This is a genomic window from Phaeobacter sp. G2, assembly GCA_025163595.1.
In the GTDB taxonomy this organism is placed as follows: Bacteria; Pseudomonadota; Alphaproteobacteria; order Rhodobacterales; family Rhodobacteraceae; genus Pseudophaeobacter.
Genome location: CP104100.1, coordinates 1,981,540 through 2,003,883, shown reverse-complemented (window position 1 = coordinate 2,003,883; position 22,344 = coordinate 1,981,540). Strand labels below are relative to the sequence as shown.

Genomic DNA, 22,344 nt, shown 5'->3' with positions numbered 1-22,344 from the left:
CTGATCCGCAGTGCGGGCGGTTTCCCGAACAGCTCGCCGGCCAAAAACCAAAGCTCCAGCCGTGCCTAGACAGGGCTGGAGCTTTGACTGTGCGGTTTTTTTGGTCTTGCTCCGCCGCTACCCGCTCAAGGCAACCCCGTGACGTCCCGCCAAATCGGTGAAAAACTGCCAGGCCACCCGGCCAGAGCGCGCCCCGCGTGTCGCCTGCCATTCAATGGCTTCGGCGCGCATGGCCTCGGCGTCGACCGTCACACCATAGGCGCTGCAATAGCCTGAAATCATGGCAAGATATTCATCCTGATCGCAGGGATGAAAACCCAGCCACAGCCCAAAGCGATCAGACAGCGACACCTTCTCCTCCACCGCTTCAGAGGGATTGATGGCGCTGGAACGCTCATTTTCGATCATGTCGCGCGGCATCAAATGGCGCCGGTTAGACGTGGCAAAGAACACCACATTGTCAGGCCGCCCCTCAATGCCCCCATCCAGCACGGCCTTCAGGCTTTTGTAGTGCTGGTCATCATGGCTAAAGGACAGGTCATCACAAAACAGGATAAACCGGTACGGCGCCTGGCGCAGGTGGTTCAGCAGCCGCGCCACCGAAGGCAGATCTTCACGCTGCAACTCCACCAACTTGAGATCGCCGTGATCCGGCAACAAAGCCCCGTGGATGGCCTTTACCAGGCTGGACTTCCCCATGCCCCGCGCGCCCCACAACAAGGCGTTATTGGCCGCCTCGCCGCGGGCAAAACGACGGGTGTTTTCCAACAGGGTATCGCGGGCGCGTTCAATACCAACCAGCAGATCAAGATCCACCCGGTTCACCCGCTCAACCGGCTGCAGCCGGTCGGGGGCGACATGCCAGACAAAGGCCGAAGCCGTACCAAAATCCGGTGCTGCCAGAGGCGCCGGAGACATCCGCTCCAGAGCATCAGCAATGCGTGTCAGTGTTTTTTCGTCCATGTCCTGCCTCCGTCAATAGCTGCGGTTTTGAAAGCACGTTCCTTCATTGGCGGCAAGTGGCTCTGTCGCCTGCGCCGGGTATTGCGCAAACCCACCCCTTCTGTCTCGAGAGCTCAGCGCCTAATCTTGCAGCCTCCAATCCGGCACAAAAAAGGGCGCGCCAGTTCTCACCAGCGCGCCCCTTATCTGTCAAACCATTGCGGCCCTACTTGTCTTCATCCTCGTCGAACTCAGCCATCAAGGGATCATCATACTCATCATCATAATAGCCCTCTGCCCGCAGCTTCTCTTCACGCTTGGCCTCAACCCGGCGCACCAGGAAGATCGAGATCTCATAGAGACCATAGACCACCACAAAGAGGATCAACTGGGTGATCACATCCGGCGGTGTCACCAGCGCGGCCAGCACCAGAATGGCAACAACCGCATATTTGCGCATCGCCCCCAGCCCATCAGAACTGACCAGGCCAGCCTTACCCATCAGGGTCAGCAACACCGGCAACTGAAAGCACAGGCCAAAGGCCATGATGAATTTCAGGGTGATATCCAGGCTCTCATTCACCTTGCCAAAGAAGGTGATTTTGACCCCATCCGTGGTGGCAGGCACGACAGCTGTATCGACGTTTACGCCATCCGGCAGGGTTACAGCCACATCTCCAGCCGCCTTGGAAATCAGGTTGGCAAAGATCGAGCTGACATCCGCAAAGCCGAGGAAAAACTGCATCGCCAGGGGGGTCACCACCAGTTGGGCAAAGGTCGCGCCCAACAGGAACATGAAAGGCGAGGCAACCAGAAAGGGCAGAAACGCGCCTTTTTCCGTCTTATAAAGGCCCGGCGCCACAAACCGCCACAGCTGGTAGCCGATCATCGGAAAGGACAGCGCAAAGCCAAAGACCATGGAAATCCGAAACAGGGTGAACAGATATTCCTGCGGCGAGGTATATTGCAGCGTCGGCGAAGGATCACCCAGCGCCCGCAGGGTCTGTTCGATCGGCTGCACCAGGAATTGCAGGATCGGCTCGGCCACGACAAAGGCCAGGATGACCCCTACCGCAAAGGCCAGCACCGACCGGATCAAGCGGGTCCGCAGCTCGGCCAGATGCTCGATCAGCGGGGCGGTTGAGTCTTCAACCTCTTCGCTATGGCTCATGTTTTGGCCTCACTTCCGTCAGAGGGTGCCACTGCTGGCTCGGCGTTGCTTGGCTGTTCAGGCGCGCGGTCCACCGCGGCTTCAGCCGCTTCGGCATGGGCCAGGGCTTCGGTTGCTTCCTGTGCCTTGCGCTCGGCTGCGGCACGCGCGGTTGCGGCTTGAATTTTCTTGGCGTCCTTGGCCCGTTCAGCAGCCAGTTTCCCGGTTTCTGACTCCGGTTTGTAAGAGGTCGGATCAATGGATCTTGCCATATCCTGCGCCGCCTCTTTCACCCCGTCCATAGCCGAACCAACCGGATTGGTCGCAGCCTTCAGCCCCTTGGCCACATCCCGCACGCCGCTTTCGTCAGCAGCGTCGTTCATCGCCGAGCTGAACTCGCGCGCCATGCCCTTGGCCTTGCCCACAAACCTGCCGACATTTCGAAACATCTCCGGCAGGTCCTTGGGCCCGACGACAATCAGCGCCACGACGCCAATAACCAGTAGTTCGGTCAACCCAAGATCAAACATCGGCGCTTACGCCTTGTCTTTGTCAGCTTCGGGGGTCACGTCCTTGGCTTCAGTGGCCGCATCTTCTTCCAGCTCAGCGGTGCCTTCACTGACGCCTTTTTTGAACGATGTAATGCCCTTGCCGACTTCGCCCATCAGGGAGCTGATTTTACCGCGACCAAACAGCACCAGAACCACAACAGCGATAAGCAGGATGCCTGGAAGACCAATATTGTTAAGCATGTGAATCTCTCCTTCACTTTGCCAATGCGCAGTGCATCGGCTGACTATTCCTCTGACCACAGGTCTACGCAGCTCCTGTGTCGGCGCAAAGAGCCCGCAGCCGCTTTGCCCCCTGTGCAGGATGCAAAAACAGTTTTTTTCAGTCACAGGCAAACACAACTGACAGGTTTGTGTCAGTTGCCTCTTGTTAGAGAACCCACATCAACAAAAGGAGTTTGATATGACACAACACGTCGCCGAAACCGTCACCTTTACCCTCAACGAAGGTGTCACGCCTGAGCAATTCGTCCAGCTGAGCAAGGCAAGCGAAGGCTTTGTGCGCGCCAACCCCGGCTTTGTCTTTCGTCGCCTCAGCTGTGGCAGCGACGGCTCCTGGACCGACACGGTGATCTGGAAAGACATGCAAACCGCGCTGGAGGTGGCGGATAGTTTTGGCAAACAGGATTTTGCCCCGGCCCTGATGGCAGCGATTGCGCCAGACAGCGTCACCATTCGCCATGAAACCATTCTCTGGACCCTGATGCCAAACTGATCTGGAACTGTTTCTGGTGGGGGCCGCCTGTCTTGACGCGGCCCCCACCTCTGCGCCAAGGGTAGTCCCATGCGCCGCACCGACCGTCTTTTTGAAATCATCCAGATCCTGCGCGATGGCAAACTCCATCGCGCCCAGGATATTGCCGCGCAGCTAGAGGTCTCCACCCGCACTATCTATCGCGATATGGACACGCTGGTGGCCTCTGGTGTGCCGGTGGAGGGAGAGCGCGGTGTCGGCTATCTGGTGCGCGAACAGATTACCCTGCCGCCCCTGACCCTCACCCCGGCGGAGCTGGAAGCCCTCAACCTTGGCATGGCCATCGTGGCAGAGGCGGCGGATGCGGATCTGAAAGCCGCGGCACAGGCCCTGGCCGCCAAGGTCGATGCGGTTTTGCCAACCGAGGTGATTGCCGAGGCCGACGCCTGGAAATTTGCCGTCTACCCCTTTGCCGATGTGGCCCGTGGCTTTGCCCATATGCCCACCCTGCGCGCCGCGATCAAATCCCGGCAAAAGCTGGCGCTGCGGTATCGCCGCCTTGATGGCACCCTGACGGATCGCACCATCCGGCCGCTGCATATGGAGTATTGGGGGCGTGTCTGGACCCTGACGGCCTGGTGCGAGACACGCGGTGATTTCCGGGTGTTTCGCGTTGATCTGATCGAAGAGGTGCGCGCCCTGCCCGAACTGTTCCTGGATGAACCCGGAAAGACCTTGGCGGATTACGACCCCCACCGCGACAAGAGCTGAAGCCAGATCTCGACTATTCTTAACGGGTCTTGCCTTGGCTGATCTTGCCTTGGCTCAGGCAGGGAAAACGAAACAGCGGTTGCGCGGCACGGTTAGCCACATCACCCGGCCCACCTCTGGCAGGAACACCCGTGGCACCGTCACCTTGAGCACCGATCCATCATAGTCCATCTGGAATTCCACCAGGCTTTCATGGCCAAGATAGCGCGCCCGTTTCACCACTGCGCGGGCTGGTACACCGTCGGTGGCGGTGGGCAGCGGTCCCTTGCCAGCGCGGTCAAAATCGATCCGCACGTGTTGCGGGCGAAAGACAATATCCACATCCGTGCGATCTGCGATGCCCGGCGCCAGGAATTGACCAAAGGGCGTATCGGCTAACGCTCCGTTAACTTGTGACTTCAATACATTGATATCACTAAAGAACGCGACTGATGCCTTGTCGCTGGGGCGGGTATAGACATTATATGGCGCGCCCTGCTGGACAATCTTGCCACCACGCATCAGCGCGATCTCATCCGCCATGCGCATGGCCTCTTCCGGCTCATGGGTGACCAGCAAAACGGCGGTGTCTTCTTCTTTCAGCAGGGTCAGTGTCTCGTCGCGGATGCCATCACGCAACCGGTTGTCCAGCCCGGAAAAAGGCTCATCCATCAGCATGATGCGCGGACGTGGTGCCAATGCCCGCGCCAGGGCGACCCGCTGCTGCTCACCGCCGGACAGCTGGTGGGGATAGTCGTCAATGAACCGCGTCAGCGACACCTTTTGCAGCAGCTCCTCGACCCGGAGGCGTTTTTCATCCTTGCTGCCCTTCAGCCCAAAGGCGACGTTATCGGCGACGCTGAGATGGGGAAACAAGGCAAAGTCCTGAAACATCAAGCCAATCTCGCGCCGCTCTGGGGGAACCCGAAATACCGTGTCGCAGATCAGCTTGCCATCGACATAGATCTCGCCGCTGTCCTGCATCTCAACCCCGGCGATCATCCGCAGGGTGGTGGACTTACCGCAGCCCGAAGGCCCAAGCAGGCAGGTCACCTGCCCCGCCTGAATCTGCAAGGACACATCATCCACCACCGCGCGGCCATCAAAATAGCGATGGATATTGCGGATCTCCAGCCGCGGATGCGACTTAGGCCCAGTCGCAACGGACTGGGAACCCTGAGAGTGGGGGGATGCTGTGCTCATGCGGCCTCGCAAGCTGCGCCGGTTAACGAACGGCTTTAGCGGCAAATACCAACCAGGCGCGCGCCGCGCAAGTGCTCAGCAGCAGGCCGCCGCTGTGCCTTCGGGATCCAACCCGGTGAAGGGAGAATTGCCACCGCAGCCTGCAAAGATGCCGTAGTGATTGGAGAAATCACCAATAAAGTCAAAATGCGGTTCCAGCCGCGTGTCCTTGAGCATCATCCAGGTATTGCCGCAGACAGGAAAGACCTTACCCGCCTCGATCACGTGATGATCATCCAAGCGCAGGGCATGGGGCGCATGGGGAATTGTGCCTTTATAGATCACCGCCTGGCCGTAGTCTTCGCAGTCAGATTCCAACGCCGGCAGCTTGAACAGACGGTAGGTCGCCGACAGGAAGCTGAGCGGCGCCACGCGGGCTTCCAGCTTGGGGTTTTCTATGGTCAGGGGCCGCGCCGTCACCATACGCGGGTCATTAAATCCCGCCCCCTTGGCCAGGGTCAGGAAATCGTTCCAATACAGCGCCCCGGACAGGCATTCCCCGTAGAGCACCTCATCCCGAGCCATGGCATCGGGTACCCGGCGGTCAGCATAGACATCGGAGAAATACATCTCTCCGCCGTCTTTCAGTAGATGATAGGCGCCACGCAGCACCGCGGCCTTATCCGTGGCCAGATTGATCACACAGTTGGAAACGATAATATCAAAAGAGCCCGGCTCCAGGTCCAGCTCTTCCAGTGTTTCGATAAACCCGTGGTGGAACTCCACGTTTGAGCTGTCATGGCCAAAGGCCTCGGCGTGGAAATCCTGATGACGGCGGGCCACATCCAGCTGCGCCGGGGTCATATCCACACCGACAACACGGCCCCTAGGCCCCACCATTTTTGACAGCGCATAGACATCGCGCCCGGCCCCACAGCCAAGATCCAGAATACGCGCGCCTTCCAGCGCCTCAGGCGCGATCAAGCCGCAGCCATAGTAGCGCGTCAGCACCTCATCGTGGATCTGCGACAGCACCTCTTTGACGTGATCCGGGATGTCATCCGGGGTGCAGCAGGCATTGGTCTGCAAATCCTCGCTGCCCTGGAGCACTTCGCCATAGTAGTTCTGCACGGATTCATGGGACATCGGGGGCTTCTCCAAAGTGGCGCGTTCTTAGCAATCGGCCCGGACAGGACTTCCAGACCCACCTTCCGGGCTATCTTGCCCGGTCGCCGCCGACAAGAGTGCGGGCGCATTGCTAACAAATCTGTGACAGAAGGTGAGCATCAGGACGTTAGGGGTATCATGGCGTCAGCTCAAAGCTGTCCTGCGCGGCGACGCGGCCATTGACCAGAACCTCGACCTCATGCCTGCCGGGATGCAGCTTAAACGTCGTGGCGTCGCCCTTTAGCCGATGTCGTTTTGTCAGCGTCACAGGAGACCCTTTTAACTCAGTCTGTTTGAGCTTGAACACCTTTTGCGAGGCTTTTCCCGTAGCCCGCGGGAACCGCACCCGGTAGTCGACCAGAACAGGCAAATCACCGGGCGCAGAGAGGGTTACCTCAAAGTTCAGGACATCGCCTATTTTAACTGTTTTTGTTTCAATTCCTATACTTACATTGACTTCTGCATCCGGATCATACCCCAATACCCGCAGAGCGCGCGGGTGGCCTGATTTCACCAATCCACGGCAGGCATGGGCGGTCAACCAGCTGAGTTCTTTGTCCTGCTGCTGCCCCAACGCGCGCCAATCTTGCAGCACATCCAAAACCAGATCCGGGTCTTTCTTGCTGATATCATTCAAATGATTGGCCACGGATCGGGTCACATAGCGGGTCGGGTCGCTGTGCAGCTGTTGCAAAAGCGGTAGCGGGGTGCGCAGATCCAGGGAAACTCCCTGTCCCCAGGGCAGACGCGGCCGGGTGCCTTCGCTCACCAGGCGGCGGACATGGTAGCTGGGATGACTGGCCCAGTCCTGCATACGTGCCAGTGTCAAATCAGGATGTTCGTTTAAAAACGGTCGGATAGCCCATTCCATTGAGAAACGTTGCGTGACCTCCCCCAACAGGTCCAGCGCCAGTTCCGGGTCACTCTCCAGCCCGCGTGCGACAATGAGCTCCCCCAGGGGGGCAAAAATGAAATCGCCAAAGTCATCATCGGTCTTGCTGGGGTCAAGCGGAGGTGGCAAGGCGCGCAGGATATGTGGCGCCACCTCAGAAAGCGGCCCTTGCAGATGCTGCCCCAACACCTCGGCGATCCAGCTGATGCGGGCCTTCAGCTCCAGCGGCAAAAGCCCCGCCATCACCTCGGCTTCAAAGTGATCAGGTTTAAAACCCGGCACCGCCTCGGCAAAAAGACCCGCCAGATAGCGGGTCTTCTCGATGTTGAACAATTGGTCCTTCAGGGAAAACCCGCTGGCCATGGACATACTCCAAAAATGTTCGGTAATGTAAATTATTACAGGGTTGCGTTGGTTGAACCGCCATCAAGAAGGATGTTTTGTCCAACGATAAAACCAGCGTGTTGCGAACACAGGAAGGCGCAGGTGGCACCAAATTCCGTGCGCGATCCATAGCGCCCGGCCGGAATGGTTGCGGCGCGCTGCGCCTTGGCCTCTTCCATGGTGATGCCCTGCTGGGCGCTGACACCGCTATCCAGCGAGACCGCACGATCGGTGGCATGAATGCCGGGCAGCAGGTTGTTGATGCAAACCCCGCTGCCAGCCACCTGACGCGCGGTGCCCGCCACATAGCCCGTCAGACCGGCACGGGCCGAATTGGACAGACCCAGCACAGCAATGGGGGCTTTGACCGATTGCGAGGTGATATTCACCACCCGCCCCCAGCCCCGGTCCATCATCCCAGGGAGGAGCGCCTTCATCAGGGCAATAGGCGCCAGCATATTGGCGTCCAGAGCCTTGATAAAGTCGTCACGCTCCCAGTCCGACCACAGGCCGGGAGGCGGCCCACCGGCATTGGTCACCAAAATGTCGATATCCGTGGCCGCGGCCAGCAGCTTTGCCTGACCTTCGCTGGTGGTGACATCCGCCACCACGGTTTCAACCTCAACGCCGTAAGCGTCGCGGATCGATTGCGCTGCCTGCACCAGTGCCTCTTCGCCCCGTGCGTTCATCACCAGGTTGACGCCTGCTTCCGCCAGCGCCTCAGCGCAGCCCAGTCCCAGACCTTTGCTGCTGGCACAGACCAATGCTCGTTTTCCCGCGATTCCTAGATCCATTCCTTACCTCCAATGGGTCATTCTTGTGATTTGGCACAGAGTGCACTGCCCCCCCGTCAATGGCCAGCCCTGAAACGCGCCACAGGTCGGCGCTTGGCGACTGTTTGACTGGTAGGTTAACTGGCAGAGTTTGGGGCGCTAAACTGGGCGTCAGAAAGGCCACGCTTTGCAAAATTAACGCCTTGTCAGGAATTCTGCCCGTAATTGTCGGTATCATGCCATAATTCACTGCTAGACCCGCTATGCAGTCCCTGGGCATCCGACGATGTCCACGCCCTGCACCGCATCAGACCAACCACCGGAGCTCCTGTGTCCACACCAGATCGCGCCATCCAATCCATCCCGGCCTATCCCGCTGACCAGTTTCAGGTGGAGATTGGGGCCAATATGGGCGACGGCCTGAGCGTCATGGATGAGCTGATCCTGGATGACATCTACCAGCTGTCCCCGACGGCTCATGCCAAACGGTTGGGATTGGCCAGCGGTGCGGACGGCAGTTTTTACATCGCCCAGGATACCGAACTCGGCATGGCGGGCGCCCAGCTGCATCTGGACTGTGTTGTAACCTTGATGCCGAACGCAGGTAACAACATTGAGGCCCTGATCATGGTCGAAGTCGACCATGAGGGGCTGATCGCGGCGATTTATCTGGTGCCTATGGCGCCAATGGGCATCCAGCAAAGCTATACGCTGGTGCGCGCCGAGCAAGACAGCGCCCGGCGCAAACTGGCACAGATGGCCTGCGTTTCCTTTACCCGCGGCACCCGGATCACCATGGCCACCGGCGCGCAAAAACCAATCGAGGATCTGAAACCCGGAGACCGCATCCTGACCCGCGATGAAGGCGTGCAAGAGCTGCGCTGGATCGGCCAGACCACCTCGCGCGCTGTCGGGCGCATGGCGCCGGTGCTGATCCGCGCCGGGGTTTTGAACAATGCCGCCGACCTGTTGGTCAGCCCTGACCATCGTCTGATGGTCTATCAACGCCATGATGAATTGGGCACCGGCAGCCCCGAATTGCTGGTACGGGCGCGGGATCTGGTCAATGGGGACAGCGTAGTGGTGCAGGATGGCGGCTTTGTCGACTATTTCCAGCTGCTGTTTGATCGTCATCACATTGTCTACGCCGAGGGCATCGCCGCCGAGAGCCTGTTTCTGGACCCAATGACCCAATCAGCCCTTCCGGATGAGATCCTGGATCGCATCTCCCCTACCTTAGAAATTGGCCAGCGCCGCGACGCCCATGGTATCGAGGTACAAAAATCCCTGCTCGACCGCCCCGACGCCGTCAGCCTGCTGAAACGCGCCTCCCTGCGGTAGCCGGGCCTTGTGCCCCAACCCCGCCGAGCCCACGAGTCTTCAGTCAAGAGCGCTAAGGTACGCCAGCAACTCAGATTTCCGAAATGGTTTGGTCAGAAAGCCATCCATTCCCGCCTCGTAACAGGCTTTTACATCGCTTTTCTGTGCATTTGCCGTCAGCGCAACAATCTTACAGTTCGCGCGACCGGTGTCTGTCTCGTGCTGCCGGATCCGGCGGGCCGCTTCCAGCCCCCCCATAACAGGCATGGAAAGATCCATCAGGATCAGGTCGAACTCCGCCGCGACATAGGTCTCGTAGGCCACTGCGCCGTTCTCCGCAAAACGAGCCTTCGCACCAAATTTCTGCAGCATTTTTTCCACGACCAACTGATTGGTCTTGTTGTCTTCCGCCACAAGGATCTTCATGCGACGCAACCGCTCTAAGGTTTCCGTCTCCGAAACAGCAACGGCACTGGCGGGGCCACCGCCAAGCTGATTTTGCGGCGCGCCCTGCTCCCCGGCCTCCGCTGCCTTGGCTCCATCGGCTTCAGGCGCGAGGTCCAGCCACACGGTAAAACACGATCCCTGCCCCGGAGCGGATTTGACTGCAATCTCTCCCCCCATGCGCTCCAACAGGGCCTGCGAAATGGCAAGGCCCAGCCCCGTCCCTTCGGCCTGTGCTTTGGGCGTTCCCTTGGCTTGTTCAAAGGCTGAGAAAATGGAGGCAAGCTTGCTTTCTTCAATACCGCAGCCGGTGTCAGAAACCGCAAACCGCAAAGGCCCCATTGATGCACTCAGATCATAGTCAACCGTGAGCGAGATATGCCCTTGGTCGGTGAATTTGATCGCGTTGCCAATCAGATTCAACAATATTTGGCGGATCTTACTGGCGTCACCGATGAAGGTGGAAGGCAGTGTGTCAGGGTAATCCACAAGAAAGCCAAGCCCCTTGTAGGAAGTCTTGGCGGACAAGAGCACCCTGATTTCTTCAATAAGATCACGCAGTGAAAAGGGCTGAGCGTTGAGGGAGACCTTTTTTGCCTTGATCTGAGCAAAATCGAGAACTTCATTGATCATGTCCAGCAACGCTGTCGTGGAACTGAAGATCGTATCGGCAAAGAGGCTTTGCTCGTCGTCCAGCTTGGTTTCCTTCAACAGCTCACAGAGACCCAGAATTCCATTCATCGGCGTTCTGATCTCATGGCTCATTTCTGCCAGAAATCTCTCCTTGGCCTGGCCCGCTTCCTCCGCTTTTTCCTTGGCAATCTTGGTCAGCTCCAAAGCAGCGTCTCGTTCGCGCTCCGATGTTACATCCGCAGATGACCCGACAAGATGCGTCAGTTTACCAGCGGCATCAAACACCGGGGTCATTGTTGTGCGAATGTAAAATGTCTTGTGAACAGACGGCAAATTGATCTCGTAGGTGGCTTCCTGTTGCGACTGCACCACTTCCAAATGATGCTCCAGCGCACGTTCTCCGGTGGAGCCGCCAAATATCTCCAAAGCAGTCTTGCCAAGCCAGCCGTCCCCAGAAAGCTTTGTAATCGCCCGAGAACGCTTATTCATCGCCACATATCGGGGTATGCCGTCGTCGCCGACTTCCAACACAATCTCGGCCATGCCAACAGCATCCAACAATGAATAGATGTCGCAGGCTTGAAGTCGTTTCACTCGCTATTTCCTCTGAACACAGGAACACTGACCTACACTCTAGACAGCAAATTTTCCTTTAATAGTAATCATTTTACACATCAACTCTAACCAAAACTGAAAAGGGGTCTCGACACAGGCTCCTGTCTGCCAGATGGCGCCGTACCGCGCTGACCGCCAGAATGGGCAAAACGAATGCCAGGACCACTTTAGCAAAGGTACAGGGCGCATACGAGAGGGGCCGGCAATGTCTGCGGCTGTTTTCCTTGCCTCCCCCCCGGTTTCTGGCTAGAGGCAATGCCATGTTGGATACCGCTGCAAACCGCCCAGACCTGCCGCCCGAAATCGCGCGGCGCCGCACCTTTGCGATCATCTCGCACCCGGATGCGGGCAAAACCACGCTGACTGAAAAGTTCCTGCTTTATGGTGGTGCTATCCAGATGGCCGGACAGGTGCGGGCCAAAGGCGAAGCCCGGCGGACCCGCTCGGATTTCATGCAGATGGAAAAGGACCGCGGGATTTCAGTTTCCGCCTCGGCGATGTCTTTTGATTTTGATGGCTACCGCTTCAATCTGGTGGACACTCCCGGTCACTCTGACTTTTCCGAAGACACCTACCGTACGCTGACGGCGGTGGATGCGGCCGTGATGGTGATTGATGGCGCCAAGGGCGTTGAAAGCCAGACACAAAAACTGTTTGAAGTTTGCCGTCTGCGTGACCTGCCGATCCTGACCTTCTGTAACAAGATGGACCGTGAAAGCCGCGACACCTTTGAGATCATTGACGAGATTCAGGAAAACCTGGCAATTGACGTAACCCCGGCGGCCTGGCCCATTGGAGTGGGACGTGATTTCATCGGCTGTTATGACATGCTGCGCGATCGGCTGGAACTGATGGATCGCGCCGACCGCAACAAGGTGGCCGAAAGCATCGCCATCGAGGGACTGGATGACCCCAAGCTGGCGGAACATGTGCCCGCCCACCTGCTGGAAAAGCTGCTGGAAGAGGTCGAGATGGCCCGCGAGCTGCTGCCCAAGCTGGACCCGCAGGCGGTGCTCGAAGGTCACATGACGCCGATCTGGTTTGGCTCGGCGATTAACTCCTTTGGCGTCAAAGAACTGATGGACGGGATCGGCGCCTATGGGCCCGAACCCCAGGTGCAAACCGCGCAGCCGCGCAAAATTGCCCCCGAAGAGAAAAAAGTCACCGGTTTTGTCTTTAAGGTGCAGGCCAATATGGATCCCAAGCACCGCGATAGGGTGGCCTTTGTGCGTATGGCCTCAGGCCATTTCAAACGCGGCATGAAGCTGACCCATGTGCGCACCAAAAAGCCGATGGCGATCTCTAACCCGGTGCTGTTTCTCGCCTCGGACCGTGAACTGGCCGAAGAGGCCTGGGCCGGCGATATCATCGGCATTCCCAACCACGGCCAGCTGCGCATTGGCGACACCCTGACCGAAGGCGAAGCATTGCGGGTCTCGGGTATTCCCTCCTTTGCGCCGGAGCTTCTGCAAGGCGTGCGCGCGGGCGACCCGATGAAGGCCAAGCACCTGGAAAAGGCGCTGATGCAATTTGCCGAAGAAGGCGCCGCCAAGGTCTTTAAGCCCTCGATTGGTTCGGGCTTTATTGTCGGCGTGGTTGGCGCGTTGCAGTTTGAAGTGCTCGCCAGCCGGATTGAGATGGAATATGGCCTGCCCGTGCGGTTTGACAACTCCCAGTTTACCTCGGCTCGCTGGGTCAGTGGTGACAAGCAAGCACTTGATAAGTTTACCGAAACCAACAAACAGCACATCGCTTATGACCATGACGGCGATATCGTCTATCTGACCCGTTTGCAGTGGGATATCGACCGGGTCGAACGCGACTACCCCGATCTGAAACTCACAGCAACCAAGGAAATGATGGTCTGATCCCATCACTCACCCGGAGGGGGTGTTGACCGCCCCCTCGCCTCGTCCCTTGGGGTTCACTTCGCCTATTGCCTTGCGATACCGGAATTTTCTCAGCTATGTTGCCGCCAAGAAACCTTGGTTTGCGCGGTGACTTGAAGTATGGAATTTGACAGCGAGTTGTATCCCGGAGGGTTCTTTAGCCTGATGAAACGGCTTGAGAAAAGGGAGCACCCGTTTCTGCGACCTGAACAATCCCTTCCAAAGGCTGATGTGGAATTTGCCTCCCTTTGGCGCCAGACCATCCCGGAAGACATCGCAGACCCGGACGTGACCACCCAGTATGACCCAGAGCACAAACTGCAGCAATTGCGGTATGAAATGCGCGGTCAATCCGAGATCTTTGCCCTGCATGCCTTTTTGATTGCAATCCTGCGGCGCCGTCCGACTTCAGAACTCGCCCGCCAGCTTTTTCTACGCCTCTGGAGCGAAGATGGGGCGAAACTGGCGAAGGAACTGGCCCCCCGCTGGCTGATCTCTGCCGCCACAACCTTTGCCGACCATGGGGCTACTACTGACCAACGTCTAGGGGGACAGGGGCTGGCGCTACTCTTTGACCTCATCAAGCTTCACGATAGTGAACGCCGCCTGTCAGGTCGTCTCAATAGCTCGGGGTTTCCTCGTATCAAAGGTCGGTCGAAGGACGATCTTGCCTTTGACCTCGAGGGCTATTCCCTGCGCCGCGGTGATATGGACAAGAATATTTTGGCCCGCCTGTGGCGGCATGGAGTGAACGACCAGGTCATCGCCCCGCTCTGCCAGCGGATGCTTGGCGATCTCGTACGGGAGCCCCGCACGGTCTTTGCCCGCATTCAACGCTACAAAAATCGTCGCGCCTCCTGATGATGACGCCAACCGAAAAATGGGGCCTTGTCAGCACCATCAAGGCCCCCGCCGAAGATATCCTGACCTTTGCTGCCTACCACCTTGAGATCGGGGCGCACCGGCTGTTCATCTACCTGGACAGCCCCTGCCCCGAGGCCCGTGCGCTGCTGAAAGCCCATCCAAAGATCCGGGTGTTTGATTGCGATGATGCCTCCTGGTGGCAACGGCGCAAAAAAACCGGCAGGCCGGAAAAACATCAGGCGCGGCAAAGCCTGAATGCCACCCGCGCCTATCGGCGTCAGGCCGGGGATCTGGACTGGCTCGCCCATATTGACGTCGACGAATTCCTCTGGGCGGACAGGCCTATCGGTGAGATCCTGAACGCCCTGCCAGCCACCACGCTCTGCGCCCGTGCCCGCCCCATCGAGGCGCTGGCAGGTGACGGCACCGCCTTTAAAGGCCACATTCCCAGCGGCCCGGAGCAAGGCGGCACGGTTGGCCGCATCTACCCGAGGTATGGCGAGCATCTGAAGGGCGGATTTCTCAGCCATGTTCAGGGCAAAATCTTTGTACGCACCGGGATGGCCAATATTTCTCTGCGCATTCACAATGTTTTTCAAAAAGACCCGGCGGCGGGCAAGGATATTGAAAATCCCGGCGCGCAGGAGCTGCCAGAGGTTGACCTGTGCCACCTCCATGCACCGGATTGGCAACATTGGCTCGCCCACTACCGGTTCCGCCTCTCGCAAGGCTCCTACCGCGCCGGGCTGTCCCCGGCGCGCCCCCTTGATCGCGGTGGCCTGTCCAAACATGACTTGATGACCATGATCGAAGCCGAAGAGGGTGAGGCCGGTTTGCGCGCATTCTATGACGAGATCTGCAACGATAGCCCCGCGCTACGGGCGCGGCTGGAGGCAGAGGGTCTGCTGCGGATCCGGGATCTGAACCTGGCGGCCTGTCGCCGCAAGCATTTCCCCGCGTTTCCCTAACCCGCTGCAACGCTATCAGGGTAATAGCCCCCTCGCCCCCTATCTGTCAGATGCCCCATCAGGTGCCCCAGCAGGCGCGCCTGCCCGCTGGCGCACGGCATGGTCAGCGCTTTCATGCCAAGTGTCCAAGCTCTTAAACACAGGCAATAATTGACCGCTCGACTAGATTTTGCTATGTCCCCCTCAAAGTTGGATGTTGTCACACCGCATGTCTTTGCGGACCCAGCTTTGTCAAAACACGCGCGGGCCAAATCAGTGTCCGCATAAACGGACGCATATGACAAAATTTACCGATCTGAATCTGAACCCAAAGGTCCTCAAAGCTATCGAAGAGGCCGGGTACGAATCCCCCACCCCTATCCAGGCAGGTGCTATTCCGCCCGCGCTTGAAGGTCGTGATGTGCTGGGCATTGCCCAAACCGGCACCGGCAAAACCGCCTCTTTTACCCTGCCAATGATCACCATGCTGGCCCGTGGCCGTGCCCGTGCCCGCATGCCGCGCAGCTTGGTTTTGTGCCCCACGCGGGAACTGGCCGCGCAGGTAGCTGAGAATTTCGACACATATACCAAGCACTTGAAGCTCACCAAGGCGCTGCTTATCGGCGGCGTCAGCTTTAAAGAGCAGGACCAACTGATCGACAAAGGCGTCGATGTTCTGATTGCCACCCCTGGCCGTCTGCTGGATCATTTTGAGCGCGGCAAGCTGTTGCTGACCGGCGTGCAGATCATGGTGGTTGATGAAGCGGACCGGATGCTCGACATGGGCTTTATTCCGGATATCGAGCGGATCTTCTCGCTCACGCCCTTTACCCGGCAGACCCTGTTCTTCTCGGCCACCATGGCGCCAGAGATCGAGCGGATCACCAATACCTTCCTGTCGGCGCCAGAGCGAATCGAAGTGGCCCGCCAGGCCAGCGCCTCTGAAACCATCGAGCAGCAGGTCGTTTTGTTCAAAGCCTCGCGCAAAGATCGTGAAGCCAGCGAAAAACGCACCGCTCTGCGGGCGCTGATCGACGGCGAAGGCGACAAGTTGACCAACGCAATTGTTTTCTGCAACCGGAAAACCGATGTAGATATCGTCGCCAAGTCGCTGAAGAAATACGGCTATGACGCCGCTCCGATCCATGGCGATCTGGACCAGAGCCAGCGCACCAAGACCCTTGATGGGTTCCGCGACGGGCAGCTGCGTATTCTTGTTGCTTCCGATGTGGCTGCGCGAGGGCTTGATGTGCCAAGCGTCAGCCATGTGTACAACTTTGACGTCCCCGGACATCCCGAAGACTATGTCCACCGGATTGGCCGGACCGGGCGCGCGGGCCGCGAAGGCAAGGCGATCACCATCTGCTCTAGCCGGGACGAAAAGGCGCTTGCCGCTGTTGAATCCCTGTTGCAGAAGGAAATCACCCGGTTGGAGAACCCGGTGAAAAAGGCAGAGCCTGCCAAACGCAGCTCCGCCAAGAAAGCCGCTGAAACACCTGCCAAATCAGAGACAAACGCCCGGGGTAAATCCTCTCGCGGCAAAGCCTCTGCTGACACAGCCGCGCCAGAAGCCGTAGCAGCCGAGACGACACAAGCGGATGCAGCAGCGGTGGCCGATCAGCCCGACGCAGGTAAGTCTGAGACAGCGCAGTCCGATAAGCGCAAATCCGACTCGCGCCAGGCAGAGGGTAACAAGTCCGAAGGGCGCTCTCGCTCGTCCAATCGCGCATCGAGCAAAAAGACCGAAGAGGCCCCTGCCCAGTCGAGCTCTTCCCAGTCAACCTCTTCCCAGTCGAGCGCTTCGAACTCCAAATCCAACCGCGGACGTGGTGGCAAACAGGGCGGGCGTCGTGATGACCGCACAGTTGTCGGCATGGGCGATCACATGCCCAGCTTTATCGCTCTCTCCTTTGACGAGCGCCGCGCTGGCTAGTCCATCACCTGCCACAGAGACATGACTAGAACGGTCGCTCCGCCTGGAGCGGTCGTTTTTCTTTGCCGCTTGGTCTAGGTCTGCACAGCTGGCATGGCGGAAATGCTTCTTTGATTAATGTAATCGGGGGCAAACCCCACTACATGGGCGATATCCGTACGCAAAACATAGACTGAGAAATACAATGACCGATGCCCAGCCCGTGATCCTCACCGCCGCAGAAATTCAAGCCATCGAAGCCCGCGCCCATGAAATGCGCGCTCAGGCCTTGGCGGAGTGCATTTGTGCACTGGGCCGGGGCATCAGCCGTGCAGCTCACAAGCTTTCTGCACTGCTGCACCGCCCCCGTGCAGCCTGAGAGAGCCGCAAGAGATATCAAATTACCCCAGTGACTTTTTCTGTCACCACTCACGAAAAACGCCCCGGCAGATCCTGCCGAGGCGTTTTTTTTGTCATAACACTGTGTGCGCTTAACGCATCCGGCTGATCACCACGGTGACCTCTGGTTTTTTGCCGATCTCATTCTGGCAAGACTGACGGGCGATCCGGCGCAGCTCGCCTTCCAGCTTGTCATCGTCTTTCAGCGTCTTTGCCCCAGCCCGCATCAGGAACTGGTTCAGATCCTCTTCCAGCACCTCTGTCAGCGCCGCATTGGAGCTGCCATTGTCCGTCAGCCCCTTGATGTCACACCAGGGCTCGCCCAGGGGCTCGTCCTCTTCGTCAAGGATCAGCGTGACAACCAGATGCCCGTTCAAAGCCATGCGGATACGATCGCGAATGACACCGTCCATGGCGCCAATTTTGATCGAACCATCCAGATAGGTTCTACCGGTGTCGATATATTCCAGCACCGAGGGACGGTTGCCCGACAGGTTCAGCATCATGCCGTTAACAGCAACGATACTGGGAATGCCCTTGGCCTCGCCCAGGCGTGCGTGCTGACGCAGGTGGCGGTGTTCGCCGTGCATGGGCACCAGCATCGCCGGTTGCAGCAGCTCATGCAGCGCTTCCAGATCAGGACCATTTGCATGGCCAGAGACGTGGTAAAGGCCTGAACTGTCGTCCACAACATCCACGCCACGTTCCGAGAACTGGTTGATGATGCGGATCACGCCACGCTCGTTGCCGGGGATGGTTTTAGAGGAGAACAGGAAGAGATCGCCCTCTTTCAGCTCCAGCCCGCGATACTTGCCCCGCGCCATCTGCGCCGAGGCGGCCCGGCGTTCGCCCTGGCTGCCAGTGGTGATCAGCATCAGGTTGTTGCGCGGCATATCCTTGGCTTCTTCCGGTGAATAGACCGTTGGGAAATTCTTCAGAACGCCGGTTTCCTTGGCGGCTTCGACCATGCGCAGCATCGCCCGCCCCAACAGCACAACCGAACGTCCGGCCCGAGTACCGGCATCTGCCAGGGTCTTTACCCGCGCCACGTTGGAGGCAAAGGTGGTGGCGGCCACCATGCCCTTGGCCTCGCCAATCAGGCGGGTGATTTCATCTGGCAGATCAGATTCCGAGCGACCCGGTGTTTTAGAGAACACATTGGTCGAATCGCAAATCAGCGCCTTGATGCCAGGTTTGGCGATCTCAGCCCACATCTCAGGATCAAAGGCTTCGCCCACCAGTGGGGTGCGGTCCAGTTTGAAGTCGCCTGTATGCACTACGCGGCCATCGGGGCTATCGATCACCAGACCTGCGCTTTCGGGGATCGAATGCGCCATCGGGGCAAAGCCCACCGTGAAGGGACCCAGTTTAGTCACTTCGGGCCAGGCACCGACGGTTTTCACCACCAGCGGGTCATGACCACGCTCTTCCATCTTGCGCCGGGCCAGATTGGCGGTGAAGGCGCGGGCATAGACCGGCACGTTCAGCTGGCTATAGAGATGCGATACCGCCCCGATATGGTCTTCGTGACCATGGGTGATAAAAATCGCTTCCAGCTGGTCGACGCGCTCGCGCAGCCAGCTGATGTCAGGCATGATCAGGTCAACACCGGGGGTGCTGTCCATATCCGGGAAAGCAACGCCCAGATCCACCAGGATCAGTCGCTCTTTGCCGGGTTTGCCATAGCCGTAAACATAGGCATTCATGCCAATTTCGCCCGCCCCGCCAAGGGGAAGGTAGATCAGTCGTTCATCAGTGCTCATTCAGGAGTACCGTTATCCTTATTGTATTTATGAATGATCTGGAGCCCATGCATGGTGAGATCATCCTCATATGCGTCGAACAGATCAGCAGCTTGCTGGAAAAGAGGCGCCAGCCCGCCTGTTGAAATAATCTTCATTGGAACGTCACGTTCGGCCTTAATCTGGGCGCAGATTTCGCGCACCAAGCCGACGTAGCCCCAAAACACACCCGATTGCATACAGGCCACCGTATTGGTGCCAATGACATGCTCGGGCTTGGAAATGTCCACATGTGGCAGCGCCGCCGCTGCCTGGTGCAGCGCCTCAAGGCTGAGGTTCACCCCAGGTGCAATAACCCCCCCGACATAGGCCCCATCTTCAGCCACCACATCAAAGGTTGTCGCCGTGCCAAAATCAACCATCACCAGATTGCCACCGTAGTGGTCAAAACCGGCCACCGTATTGACCAATCTGTCCGGCCCCACCGCCGTGCCCTCGTCCACTCGCACATCCACCGGCAACAGGCAATCGGATTTTCCCACCACCAGCGGGCGGGTGTTGTAATAGCGATCCGCCAGCACACGCAGATTGAACACCACGCGCGGCACGGTGGAAGAGATAATCACATCGGTAATATCTGTTTTGATGCCCTGAGCCTGAATCAGCGTGTTGAGCCAGACAAAATACTGATCCGCCGTGCGGCGCCAGTCTGTCGCTGTGCGCCAGGTTCCAATGAACCGTTCGCCATCCCAGATCGAGAAGACGGTATTGGTATTGCCACAATCAACAGCCAGAAGCATGGGAGGCCCTTACGGTCAGAAAAAGATTTCAGCGGCAGGGATACAGACCCGGCCTTTGGCGCTGTTTAAGACAAGGTTACCCTCCGCGTCTACCGTCTCGAAGGTTCCGGTCGTCTCAGACTTGTTAGTACGTGCGGTAATAACCTCACCCAACTTGGCAGCGCGGGCCAGCCAGGCCGTGCGGATGGGTTCAAACCCGTAGGTGGTGAACTGGTGTTCATAGCGGGCATAGGCCAGCGCCAAGGCGTTGAGAAAATCCTCTGGCGTGACCTGCACCCCGGTTTCAGACAGCAGCGACACCGGCCAGACCGCGCCGGGGTCCAGCCATTCCTTCATCGGAGTTTCCACCAGATTGACACCAATGCCAATGGCCAGATGGCTGAGCCCCTGGCCTGCCCCGGCGCTCTCCAGCAGGATCCCTGACAGTTTGCCACCGTTGAGCAACACATCATTGGGCCATTTCAACGCCAGCCCCTCGGTGCGCCCCGTCAGCGCCTCGCAGGCATCATAGACCGCCAGCGCCGCCACAAAGCTGCGCAGGGCCACCACCTGGGGGGGCTCGGTTGGGCGCATCACCAGGGTGGCGGCAAAATTGCCTTGTGGTTCTTTCCAGGCGCGACCACGACGCCCGCGCCCCTTGGTCTGACGTTTGGCCAGTATCCATTCAGGTCCTGAGAGATCCGCAGCGATCCGCGCCGCCTCATCCAGGGTGCTGTCCACCTCGTCAAGGATGCGCTTGCCGTAGCCTTCGGGCCAATCCATCATCGTGCCATTCCTTCAAAAGCCAAAAGGCCCGGTCCAACGAACCAGGCCTTTTGTCAGAGATGTAAAGCTGGTCAGTTGACCAAGGCCGCGGCCGCCGCGGCCGCGACGCCATCGACACCAAACATATTGATGATCCCCAGAACCATCACCGCAGCAGAGCCCATGAGGAAAGTCCAGAGCACTGGCGAGCTGCTACGATCCAGGTCTTCGGCCTCGTCACCGAAATACATGAAATAGACGATGCGCAGGTAATAGAAGGCACCAATAACCGAGGCTACAACACCGGCAATTGCCAGCCAGGCCAGATCGGCCTCATAGGCGGCACGCAGCACATACAGCTTGCCAAAGAAGCCCAGCATCGGCGGCACACCCGCCAGCGAGAACATCAGGATCAGCACCGCCAGCGCCTTGCCAGGCTCACGGCGGGAGTACTGGTTCAGCGCACCGATATCGGTGATCGGTTTGCCGTCTTTTTGCAGCATCAGGATAAAGGCAAAGGTGCCGATATTCATCGAGACATAGATTGCCATATAGACCAGCATGGCCTCAACACCCAGCACGGTGCCCGCAGCCAGGCCCATCAGGGCATAGCCCATATGGGCAATCGAGGAATAGGCCATCAGACGCTTGATATCGCGCTGACCAATCGCAGCCACGGCGCCGACAAACATCGACAGCAGGGACAGCACCGCCACAACCTGGCTCCAGTCAGCAACCGCATGGCCAAAGGCGTCATGCATCACCCGGGCAAACAGGCCCATGGCGGCAACCTTGGGGGCTGAGGCAAAGAAGGCCGTAACCGGCGTAGGCGCGCCCTCATAGACATCAGGCGTCCACATATGGAACGGCACTGCGGAAACCTTGAAGCCAAGGCCCGAGATCAGCAGAACCAGACCAAAGAGCAGACCAACAGAAACTTCGCCATGCTGGGCAACTTCGATGATGCCAGAGAATTTGGTTGTGCCGGCAAAGCCATAGACCAGCGAGGCCCCATAGAGCAGCAGGCCAGAGGACAGCGCGCCAAGAACAAAATACTTCAGGCCGGCCTCGGTGGATTTGACACTGTCGCGGCGCATCGAGGCGACCACATAGAGCGCCAGAGATTGCAGCTCCAGCCCCATGTACAGCGACATCAGATCACCGGCGGAAACCATCATCATCATGCCGACGGCGCTCAGGGCAACCAGAATGGGGTATTCAAAGCGCAGCATGCCACGACGGGACATATACTCCTGCCCCATGACCAGAACCGCCGCTGCCGCCAGCAGGATCACAACCTTGGAAAAACGGGCAAAACCGTCATCGACAAACATGCCGCCAAAGGCTGTGTTCGCCTCGCTACCGCTGGTGCCAATCCAGATGGCCAGGGCCACCATCAGACCAGATGTGGACCAGATCAGCGTCGAGGCCAGCTTGTCCTTACCGGTGTAGACCGCGCCCAAAAGCGCCGCCATTGCGTAAAGTGCCAGGATAATCTCTGGCAGAATTACGGAGAGATCAGCTTGGATCAT

The 22,344-nt window shown here is 58.5% G+C and carries 21 protein-coding genes; 8 read left to right on the top strand and 13 right to left on the bottom strand.

All coding sequences use genetic code 11. From position 1 onward, the window contains the following. Positions 1-117: 117 nt before the first annotated feature. From N1037_09545 to N1037_09530, 4 genes are all read right to left on the bottom strand, one after another. Positions 118-963 (bottom strand): ATP-binding protein, encoded by an 846-nt coding sequence (locus N1037_09545; GenBank protein ID UWS81231.1) that lies wholly within the window; start codon positions 961-963, stop codon positions 118-120. 205 nt (positions 964-1,168) lie between these two features. Beyond that, the gene (locus N1037_09540; GenBank protein UWS81230.1) at positions 1,169-2,113 is read right to left on the bottom strand and encodes a twin-arginine translocase subunit TatC; all 945 of its coding nucleotides are present in this window, start codon (positions 2,111-2,113) and stop codon (positions 1,169-1,171) included. Then, entirely contained in the window at positions 2,110-2,622 is a 513-nt protein-coding gene (gene tatB, locus N1037_09535) for a Sec-independent protein translocase protein TatB (GenBank protein ID UWS81229.1), read from the bottom strand. Before tatB ends, N1037_09540 begins: the two co-directional genes overlap by 4 nt. A gap of 6 nt (positions 2,623-2,628) precedes the next feature. Then, positions 2,629-2,844 (bottom strand): twin-arginine translocase TatA/TatE family subunit, encoded by a 216-nt coding sequence (locus N1037_09530; protein ID UWS81228.1) that lies wholly within the window; start codon positions 2,842-2,844, stop codon positions 2,629-2,631. A 220-nt stretch (positions 2,845-3,064) separates the two neighbouring features. Here N1037_09530 and N1037_09525 point away from each other — a divergent pair, with 220 nt between their 5' ends. Beyond that, a complete protein-coding gene (locus tag N1037_09525) occupies positions 3,065-3,376 on the top strand; it encodes a hypothetical protein (GenBank protein UWS81227.1) in 312 nt (103 codons plus the stop codon). Positions 3,377-3,445: 69 nt separating this feature from the next. Next, positions 3,446-4,126: a YafY family transcriptional regulator gene (locus N1037_09520; GenBank protein ID UWS81226.1), complete on the top strand. Its 681-nt coding sequence runs from the start codon at positions 3,446-3,448 to the stop codon at positions 4,124-4,126. A 54-nt stretch (positions 4,127-4,180) separates the two neighbouring features. Here N1037_09520 and N1037_09515 read toward each other — a convergent pair whose 3' ends face one another. From N1037_09515 to N1037_09500, 4 genes are all read right to left on the bottom strand, one after another. Beyond that, positions 4,181-5,308: an ABC transporter ATP-binding protein gene (locus tag N1037_09515; protein ID UWS81225.1), complete on the bottom strand. Its 1,128-nt coding sequence runs from the start codon at positions 5,306-5,308 to the stop codon at positions 4,181-4,183. A gap of 75 nt (positions 5,309-5,383) precedes the next feature. Further along, complete coding sequence (locus N1037_09510) at positions 5,384-6,433, bottom strand: methyltransferase domain-containing protein (GenBank protein UWS81224.1); 1,050 nt, start codon at positions 6,431-6,433, stop codon at positions 5,384-5,386. Positions 6,434-6,590: 157 nt separating this feature from the next. Further along, positions 6,591-7,709: a hypothetical protein gene (locus N1037_09505; protein UWS81223.1), complete on the bottom strand. Its 1,119-nt coding sequence runs from the start codon at positions 7,707-7,709 to the stop codon at positions 6,591-6,593. A gap of 35 nt (positions 7,710-7,744) precedes the next feature. Further along, positions 7,745-8,524 carry an SDR family oxidoreductase gene (locus N1037_09500; protein UWS81222.1) on the bottom strand — a complete coding sequence of 260 codons (780 nt, stop codon included), beginning with the start codon at positions 8,522-8,524 and terminating at the stop codon, positions 7,745-7,747. 309 nt (positions 8,525-8,833) lie between these two features. Here N1037_09500 and N1037_09495 point away from each other — a divergent pair, with 309 nt between their 5' ends. Then, the gene (locus N1037_09495) at positions 8,834-9,844 is read left to right on the top strand and encodes a Hint domain-containing protein (GenBank protein UWS81221.1); all 1,011 of its coding nucleotides are present in this window, start codon (positions 8,834-8,836) and stop codon (positions 9,842-9,844) included. Positions 9,845-9,883: 39 nt separating this feature from the next. Here N1037_09495 and N1037_09490 read toward each other — a convergent pair whose 3' ends face one another. Then, positions 9,884-11,443, bottom strand: coding sequence for an ATP-binding protein (locus N1037_09490; protein ID UWS81220.1), 1,560 nt, complete (start codon positions 11,441-11,443; stop codon positions 9,884-9,886). 332 nt (positions 11,444-11,775) lie between these two features. Here N1037_09490 and N1037_09485 point away from each other — a divergent pair, with 332 nt between their 5' ends. The 5 genes from N1037_09485 to N1037_09465 all read left to right on the top strand — a co-directional run bounded on the left by N1037_09485 (position 11,776) and on the right by N1037_09465 (position 17,506). Then, positions 11,776-13,383 carry a peptide chain release factor 3 gene (locus N1037_09485; GenBank protein ID UWS81219.1) on the top strand — a complete coding sequence of 536 codons (1,608 nt, stop codon included), beginning with the start codon at positions 11,776-11,778 and terminating at the stop codon, positions 13,381-13,383. Positions 13,384-13,524: 141 nt separating this feature from the next. After that, on the top strand, positions 13,525-14,265 hold the full coding sequence (locus N1037_09480; GenBank protein ID UWS81218.1) for a hypothetical protein: 741 nt from the start codon (positions 13,525-13,527) through the stop codon (positions 14,263-14,265). A gap of 2 nt (positions 14,266-14,267) precedes the next feature. After that, positions 14,268-15,236, top strand: a complete 969-nt coding sequence (locus N1037_09475; protein ID UWS81338.1) for a glycosyltransferase family 2 protein — start codon at positions 14,268-14,270, stop codon at positions 15,234-15,236. Between the two features lie 277 nt (positions 15,237-15,513). Further along, entirely contained in the window at positions 15,514-17,148 is a 1,635-nt protein-coding gene (locus N1037_09470; GenBank protein ID UWS81217.1) for a DEAD/DEAH box helicase, read from the top strand. Between the two features lie 184 nt (positions 17,149-17,332). Next, positions 17,333-17,506, top strand: a complete 174-nt coding sequence (locus N1037_09465) for a hypothetical protein (protein ID UWS81216.1) — start codon at positions 17,333-17,335, stop codon at positions 17,504-17,506. Positions 17,507-17,618: 112 nt separating this feature from the next. Here N1037_09465 and N1037_09460 read toward each other — a convergent pair whose 3' ends face one another. The 4 genes from N1037_09460 to nuoN form a co-directional block, all read right to left on the bottom strand. Next, the gene (locus tag N1037_09460) at positions 17,619-19,289 is read right to left on the bottom strand and encodes a ribonuclease J (GenBank protein UWS81215.1); all 1,671 of its coding nucleotides are present in this window, start codon (positions 19,287-19,289) and stop codon (positions 17,619-17,621) included. Beyond that, entirely contained in the window at positions 19,286-20,068 is a 783-nt protein-coding gene (locus tag N1037_09455; GenBank protein ID UWS81214.1) for a type III pantothenate kinase, read from the bottom strand. Before N1037_09455 ends, N1037_09460 begins: the two co-directional genes overlap by 4 nt. A 15-nt stretch (positions 20,069-20,083) precedes the next feature. After that, entirely contained in the window at positions 20,084-20,833 is a 750-nt protein-coding gene (locus N1037_09450) for a biotin--[acetyl-CoA-carboxylase] ligase (protein ID UWS81213.1), read from the bottom strand. Positions 20,834-20,904: 71 nt separating this feature from the next. Further along, complete coding sequence (gene nuoN, locus N1037_09445; GenBank protein ID UWS81212.1) at positions 20,905-22,344, bottom strand: NADH-quinone oxidoreductase subunit NuoN; 1,440 nt, start codon at positions 22,342-22,344, stop codon at positions 20,905-20,907.